We start from the raw sequence: 7,367 nt of genomic DNA, 5'->3' as shown, positions 1-7,367 counted from the left end.
TGGATGACAAAAAGCCTCTCCCTTTCCCGCTTACCGTGCTGACATCCGATTACTTAGGGGTTACCAATGACGTTTGGAACAAATACGAAAAGGAATTTACTTCCTGGTCCGGGTCCGTGCAAGCGAAGCAATTAGTGCTTAAGGATACCGAGCATTATATTCATCAATATCGCCCTGATCTCGTTGCAGATGAAATATTGGCCTTGGCCAAGCGGTAGACTTTCTGAAAGTCTGGAGAAAAAAAATTTTATTAAGCCTAGGGATCGTGTTTTTGCTTGTGACCTTGTTGCGCCATCTTAGTGAGAATGATGCGCACCCCATAAGGTTGCTTATGGGGTGCGCGAGTTTTTCCTCGAATCCGATTTTAGTCGCGGTTCAGCTCGTTCAGCAAATCGCTCAGCATTTGCTCGGTCACCGATCCTTGGCTGAAAGCGGCCAGCGCCCGCAGCGGCATATATTTCATCATAGCCGCCATCATGTCGGCGTGGTCGTCGCCCGGCTCCGCCGTCAATGCGCTTGTCTCTTGAAAGCGGCTCATCAGGCGCTGGACGGGTTCCGCACTGGACGGATCGCCGAGCAGGTCGCCGATCGTCGTATTGCGGGTGTATGTTCGCTTGATCGCGACCGTCGATTGAACATGCGCGGTATCCTGCAGTACGACGTCCTGCGACGATTTGCCGATCAGAATCGCGAAGTCGCCGGTCTCGACGTGCCAATCTTTCAGATCGACGTTGTAGTAAGCAAAAGAGCGTTTGTCCAGAACAAACTCGACCGCTTTTTCCTCCCCGGGCTGAAGCTCGACTTTCGCAAAGCCTTTCAGCTCTTTAGCGGGGCGAATAACACTGCTTTCGACATCCTTGACGTACAGTTGGACTATTTCCTTGCCCGCGCGCGAGCCTGTATTTTTGACCTTGACCCGGACCGTAACCGTATCCGTATCTTTGATGTTCCGTTTATCCAGCTCGATGCCCGTATATTCGAACGAAGTGTAGCTCAATCCGTATCCGAACGGGAACAGCGGCTGCACTTTTTTCGCGTCATAATACCGGTAGCCTACGTACAAGCCTTCTCTGTACTCCACCCGGTCGCCTTCGCCCGGGAAGAACAGGTAGGAAGGATTGTCGCTCAGCTTGAGAGGGAACGTTTCGGCCAGCTTGCCGCACGGATTCGCTTCGCCGAACAGCAGGTCGGCAACAGCGCCGCCAACCGCTTGCCCGCCCAGGTAACCTTCGAGCACGCCTTTTACTTTGCCGATCCACGGCATCTCGATAGGGGACCCGTTCAGCAGTACGACAACGACATTGCTTTGCACGCCCGCCACAGCTTCAATCAGGCTGATTTGATTGCCCGGAATGCTCAAATGCTCCCGGTCATACCCTTCGGATTCGTAGCGGTCCGGAAGCCCTGCGAAAACGACCGCAACCTGCGCCTCGCTTGCCGCCCGCTTCGCTTCCTGAAGCAGCGCTTCGTCATCGGCATTGCTATCCAGCCGGTAGCCCTGCGCATAGGCGATCGCTGCCGAAGCGCCGGCCAGTTTCCGGATTTCTTCGACCGGATGGTCCAGTTTTGTCGGCGTAATGTGGGAGCTGCCCCCGCCTTGATATCTCGGTTTATCGGCAAATGCGCCGATGATCGCGATTTTGCTCTCCTTCTTGAGCGGGAGAATGCCGTTCTCGTTTTTCAAAAGAACCATGCTTTCGCTTGCCACTTCTCTTGCCAGCAAATGATGCGCTTCCTGATCGTAGGCAGCGTTTTCTTTCTTGTGGTCGACCGCCATGAAAATAATGTTCAGCAGTCTTTCCACCGCTTTGTCCAGCGCTTCCGCGGACAGCTTCCCGCTCTTCACGGCTTCGATCACTTTCTGCTCCCCGACGCCGCTGTTTGCCGGCATTTCCAGCTCCAGACCGGCCGCAAGAGCGTCGTCTCTTTCGTTAACGGCACCCCAATCGGACACGACAAAACCTTCGTGGCCCCACTCATTTTTCAAAATATCAGTCAGCAAAAACTCGTTTTCGGAAGCGTACGTCCCATTCACCCGATTATATGAACTCATTACCGTCCAAGGCTGAGATTTTCTGACAGCGCCTTCAAAACTCGCCAAATAAATTTCCCGCAGCGTACGCTCGTCCACGACCGCATCCACCGACATGCGGCGGTGCTCCTGGTTGTTGACGGCAAAATGCTTCAGCGACGTGCCGACTCCCTGGCTTTGCACGCCCTGGATATGGCTTGCCGCCATTTCCGAAGATTGGAACGGATCTTCCGAGAAATATTCGAAGTTTCTTCCGCACAGCGGGGAACGCTTAATGTTCGCGCCCGGTCCGAGCAGCACCGCTACGTCTTCCGTCTGGCACTCCTCGCCCAAAGCGACGCCGACCTTGCCGATCAGCTCCCGGTCCCAGGAACATGCCAGCCCCGCGGCCGAAGGGAAACAAGTTGCAGGAACGCTGTCAAACAGCCCCAAATGGTCGGCGTCCGCTTTTTGCTTGCGCAGTCCGTGCGGGCCGTCCGTCACCATAATCGACGGAATGCCGAGGCGCTCCACTCCTTTTAAATGCCAAAAATCAAGTCCGGAGCACATGCCTGCCTTTTCTTCGAGTGTCATTTTGGAAATAAGCTCTTGAATATTGCGTTTCATAGTTGTTTACCCCCTAAACGGTATTTTCCATCGGTCGCACCACCATCATAATTCACGGAACCTTCATTTTATGGTATTATTTTAAGATAAATTGTACTTATTTCAGATGGCGGTGATTGTTCGTGGTCCCATTGGAGGTTAAAAAAGAACTTGAATATATAGGCAAACTTATTTTTGAAAGCTTTCAAATCCCCGTGTTTTACGTGAATCCGGGCAATGAAATCGACTTCCGGCTGTCTTCTGTTTTTCATACAAGCCCATTATTTTCCAACCACGACGATCTCATTCGCTCATTGACCGGCTCCGAACGGGAACGAAGCTCGCATATGCCTGTCATCCGTTCTACAAATCACGAGGAAAATTTCGTTATGCTTTCCATCGAGCGGGACGGGCAATTTGCAGGCACACTCGTTGTCGGTCCCTCCGTCTATTCCGATTTGTCCGACGAGGCGATCGCAAGCCTTATGTACGACAACCATGTCCCGGTCAAACACCGTCCCCAGTGGTCCCAGTACTTGCGCAGTCTCCCGGTAATCCCCAAAATGCGCCTGCTTCACGCAAGCATGCTCATCCATTACCTTGTTTATAAGGAACCGCTCGAAATCACGAACGTACTCGAGTACAACCATCATTTCGAGCAGCGGTTCGTGCCGGTAAACAACGTGGATCTCAGCCTGTCGACGCGGAGGGAAAATTCCCTTTTCCACATGGACCCGGTTCACGAAAAAACGCTGTTCCAGCATATAAAAAACGGGGATAAAGCCGGGCTTCTCAAAGCGTTAAGCGTAGTCTTGCCGGGAGAGGTCGGCATCTTGTCGCGGCGCAGCCGGCTGCGAAGCCAAAAAAACCTTGCCTATTGCGGCATTACCCTGGCTACGCGCGCGGCGATCGAAGGCGGATTATTCCCGGAGACCGCTTATACCTTAAGCGACCTGCACATCCAGCATATCGAGGAGCTGAAAGAAGTCAGACATGTGGAGAACGCCTATGCGGACGCGTTTTTAGACTTTGCCGAGCGTGTCCGCAAGAGCAGGATGCACAATGTTTCGAAGCCGATCGCTTCCTGTCAAAACTACATTTTTAACCATCTGTACGAAGAAATCACCCTCAAAACACTTTCGCAATTAACTGGGCTAAACGCCAATTATTTGTCCCAGTTGTTCAAAAAAGAAACCGGAATGACGCTAAGCCACTACATCCAGCGGGAAAAAGTGGAGGAATCCAAAAAACTGCTCGTACTGACCGACTACCCGATTGCCGATATTTGCTCTCGCTTAAACTACTACGACCAGACGTATTTCAACAAAATTTTTAAAAAGCATACCGGCACGACGCCCAAACAGTATCGAAACAACCGGAGCGCGGAAAGCTTGTGGTAGCGCGGCATGGCGGGCAGGTACTGCACGCATCTCCCAACGCGCGGCGCGGCGGTCAACCAGCGCAAAGCCGCCCTGCGGCACCGCTGGCGTCGCGAACGAGGAAACCGCTGGCTTCAACCGCTCCCGCGTGTGGAGAGGCTGTGCTGACTAACTCGAGGAAGCGTTTCACCGCCACCAAACGCTTCGTGGGCCGAAAAACTGCGCGCTGACTTCCTCCAAGTGGCGCTTCAACCGCCATCAAACGCCTCGTGTGCTGAAAACCGCGCTGACTTCCTCCAGTAGCGTTTCACCGCCACCAAACGCTTCGCGGGCCGAAAAACCGACCTGACTTCCTCCAAGTGGCGCTTCAACCGCCATCAAACGCCTCGTGTGCTGAAAAACCGCGCTGACTTCCTCCAGTAGCGTTTCACCGCCACCAAACGCTTCGCGGGCCGAAAAACCGACCTGACTTCCTCCAAGTGGCGCTTCAACCGCCATCAAACGCCTCGTGTGCTGAAAAACCGCGCTGACTTCCTCCAGTAGCGTTTCACCGCCACCAAACGCTTCGCGGGCCGAAAAACCGACCTGACTTCCTCCAAGTGGCGCTTCAACCGCCATCAAACGCCTCGTGTGCTGAAAAACCGCGCTGACTTCCTCCAGTAGCGTTTCACCGCCACCAAACGCTTCGCGGGCCGAAAAACCGACCTGACTTCCTCCAAGTGGCGCTTCAACCGCCATCAAACGCCTCGCGGGCCGAAATCCACGCGCTGGCTACCTCCAAGAAGCGTTCCAACCCCCTGCGCGCGCCAAAAGCCTGCAAAAATACATCTTTTTGCTCCTAGATGCTCCTGGCGCGAAAAATTCCTGCAAATGTGCAGTTTTTAACGCCAAAACTCGGGAATTAGCCCCATCCGAGCAGAAATTCCTGCACAATCGCAGGCTTTTCCCCGAATTCGTCCGTTGCTATCGAAAATAACTGTACTTTTGCAGGTTTTCGCGCTGCCGGGCCGCTTAGCGAACTACTGCTCCGGTTTTAGGGGGACCTATCGCCTTTGGATTACAAGCAATTCAGGCTGCTTATTTCCAAATTTATGTAAACCATAGCCGATTGGGGCAACAATTATAGTTTCCTCACGTGCAATGGAATCCGAAAATTTAGAAATCCCTAGCGACGATTGAGGAATACTTGAGAGAGAACGAAACAACAAAAAGCAACCGCTGACTTTGCCGTCAGTGGTTGCTTTTTGTTGTCAGTGGTTGTTTGTTAGTGAGGCGTTTTGCCCATGCCTCCGACCCCGAAGCGTCCTCCCGCTACCTTCCGGCAGCTTAATGATCCGTGCCTATGTATGCTTCGTATTCAGCCGCGGTAAGCAAACCTTCGAGTGCGTCTGCGCCCGAGATTTCCACCTCGACCATCCAGCCTTCCCCGAAAGGGCTGCTGTTCACAAGCTCCGGAGAACCTTCCAGCGCATCGTTCACGGCCGCCACCTTGCCGGTCACCGGCGAAAAAATATCCGATACGGTTTTGACGGACTCGACGCTGCCGATGCTGTCTTCGGCGGTCACGGAAGCTCCCGCTTTCGGCAGCTCCACGAACACGATATCCCCCAGCTGATCCTGGGCAAAATCCGTAATGCCGACGCGAACCAAAGTATCGGACAGCTTTTCCACCCATTCGTGCTCTTTGGTGTAAAACAAATTGGCTTGTACTTGACTCATCGTTTTCCGCCTCGCTTGCCTGCAAATTTTGCTTTTAGCTTAATCCAACGGAAACCACAAAGTCAAGGCGGGCGGTCAAAACTTCTTTCCGGCAAAAAGGTTTGTGCACCGCGCTGAAATTTTTGGAAAAATTCCAATTGACAATCCGCAGCATGCTGGGCTCATAATAACGGTATACCCAATCGAATAAGCAGCGGATGAGGATGCAGGGAGAGACCGCCGAAGCGCATGAAACATGAAGCGTGGCGCGGCGCCGAAGGAGTAAACCTGAACGGGTGAATCTCTCAGGCAAAAGGACCTGTATCGGACGCATCTCTGGAGAGCTCCGGCGCACAGCGAACGCGCATGCCGGACACCCAAGGGGAAACTTGCCAAGCAGGCGGACGGCCCAAGCCCAAGGCAAGGTAACTCTCAGGTACAAAGGACAGAGCAAAAAGTATGTATGTTTGCCATGCGTACTTTTTGCTCTTTTTTGCTTTTTGGGCAAAATAACCGCAGTACGAAAATTGCGGATGAAAGGCGAGGGATACGACGATGTTAAAGCGAACACCGCTCTTTCCGGTATACGCGGAGCATGGAGCGCGGGTTATCGATTTCGGGGGCTGGGAGCTGCCCGTGCAGTTTGCAGGCATTCAAAAAGAACACGATGCCGTCCGGCGGCAAGCCGGCCTGTTTGACGTGTCGCACATGGGAGAAGTGCTGGTCAGCGGAGCGGATTCCCTTGCTTTTTTGCAAAAGCTGACGACCAACGACGTGTCCAGGCTCGAAGCCGGGCAGTGCCAGTACTCGCTGATGTGTTATCCGGACGGCGGCGTCGTGGACGATCTGCTCGTTTACAAGCTGGGCCATGAAAGCTACATGCTGGTCATCAACGCGTCCAACATCGACAAAGATATCGGCTGGATGAAGCAAAACGCCCCGGACAGCGTCATGCTGGACGACATCTCGGACAAAACGGCCCTGCTCGCTTTGCAGGGGCCGCAGGCGGAACCGATTCTCGCGCAGCTGACGGACGCGCCGGTCGGGACGTTGAAATCGTTCCGCTTTTTGCAGGGCGTGAACATCGGCGGCGTCCAAGCGCTCGTCTCGCGAACCGGGTATACCGGTGAAGACGGCTTCGAGCTTTACGTCGGCGCAGCCGATGCCGTGGAGCTGTGGGGCAAGCTGCTGGAAGCCGGCAAAGACTCCGGCCTGATTCCGGCCGGATTAGGTGCCAGGGATACGCTGCGTTTTGAAGCGCGGCTTCCCTTGTACGGGCAGGAGCTTTCCAAAGACATTTCCCCGCTTGAAGCCGGACTTGGCCCGTTCGTCAAGCTGGATAAAGGGGAGTTCATCGGACGCGAAGCGCTCGCCGCGCAAAAGGCAGCCGGCACTCCCCGCAAACTAGTCGGCATCGAGATGATCGAACGGGGCATCCCCCGCTCGCATTATGCCGTTTTCGCTGGCGGCAAACAAATCGGAGAAGTAACGACAGGCACGCAATCTCCGACTTTCAAAACGAACGTCGGCCTGGCGCTGATCGAAGCCGCCTACAGCGCACCGGGCACCGAAGTGGCCGTTGAAATCAGAGGCGCCCGGGTGAAGGCGAAAGTCGTCCCAACGCCGTTTTATAAAAGAAAACCGTAGACCCAGGGCGGAATTCCGATCCCTGA

Annotated in this window: 5 protein-coding genes, 1 pseudogene and 2 riboswitches; of the genes and pseudogenes, 3 read left to right on the top strand and 3 right to left on the bottom strand. The window is 54.1% G+C overall.

Annotated elements, in window-relative coordinates:
• A pseudogene (locus AC0LWT_RS36240) lies at nt 1-218 on the top strand (alpha/beta hydrolase); the annotation flags it as partial.
• Nucleotides 219-364: 146 nt separating this feature from the next.
• Here the strand turns inward: AC0LWT_RS36240 and AC0LWT_RS36235 are convergent.
• Entirely contained in the window at nt 365-2,638 is a 2,274-nt protein-coding gene (locus AC0LWT_RS36235) for a beta-glucosidase (protein WP_474686679.1), read from the bottom strand.
• Nucleotides 2,639-2,760: 122 nt separating this feature from the next.
• Between AC0LWT_RS36235 and AC0LWT_RS36230 the strand changes: the two genes are divergently transcribed.
• On the top strand, nt 2,761-4,017 hold the full coding sequence (locus tag AC0LWT_RS36230) for a helix-turn-helix domain-containing protein (RefSeq protein WP_474686678.1): 1,257 nt from the start codon (nt 2,761-2,763) through the stop codon (nt 4,015-4,017).
• A gap of 237 nt (nt 4,018-4,254) precedes the next feature.
• On the opposite strand, the gene AC0LWT_RS36225 is transcribed toward AC0LWT_RS36230, so the two are convergent.
• Together AC0LWT_RS36225 and gcvH are read right to left on the bottom strand one after the other, a co-directional pair.
• Nucleotides 4,255-4,734, bottom strand: a complete 480-nt coding sequence (locus tag AC0LWT_RS36225; RefSeq protein ID WP_474686677.1) for a hypothetical protein — start codon at nt 4,732-4,734, stop codon at nt 4,255-4,257.
• Between the two features lie 588 nt (nt 4,735-5,322).
• A complete protein-coding gene (gene gcvH, locus AC0LWT_RS36220) occupies nt 5,323-5,715 on the bottom strand; it encodes a glycine cleavage system protein GcvH (RefSeq protein ID WP_474686676.1) in 393 nt (130 codons plus the stop codon).
• 197 nt (nt 5,716-5,912) lie between these two features.
• Nucleotides 5,913-6,025, top strand: a riboswitch (glycine riboswitch).
• 3 nt (nt 6,026-6,028) lie between these two features.
• Nucleotides 6,029-6,145: riboswitch (glycine riboswitch) on the top strand.
• A gap of 104 nt (nt 6,146-6,249) precedes the next feature.
• Between gcvH and gcvT the strand changes: the two genes are divergently transcribed.
• Nucleotides 6,250-7,341 carry a glycine cleavage system aminomethyltransferase GcvT gene (gene gcvT / locus AC0LWT_RS36215; protein ID WP_474686675.1) on the top strand — a complete coding sequence of 364 codons (1,092 nt, stop codon included), beginning with the start codon at nt 6,250-6,252 and terminating at the stop codon, nt 7,339-7,341.
• The last annotated feature ends 26 nt before the right edge of the window (nt 7,342-7,367 follow it).

The sequence above is a fragment of the Paenibacillus sp. sgz302164 genome, from assembly GCF_056120505.1.
This window is presented reverse-complemented; position numbering and strand designations above follow the sequence as displayed.

Coding starts and splice junctions, on each gene's coding strand:
- AC0LWT_RS36225 (WP_474686677.1), bottom strand. CDS start 4,734: ATGGCGGTTGAAGCGCCACTTGGAGGAAGTCAGGTCGGTTTTTCGGCC.
- AC0LWT_RS36235 (WP_474686679.1), bottom strand. CDS start 2,638: ATGAAACGCAATATTCAAGAGCTTATTTCCAAAATGACACTCGAAGAA.
- gcvT (WP_474686675.1), top strand. CDS start 6,250: ATGTTAAAGCGAACACCGCTCTTTCCGGTATACGCGGAGCATGGAGCG.
- gcvH (WP_474686676.1), bottom strand. CDS start 5,715: ATGAGTCAAGTACAAGCCAATTTGTTTTACACCAAAGAGCACGAATGG.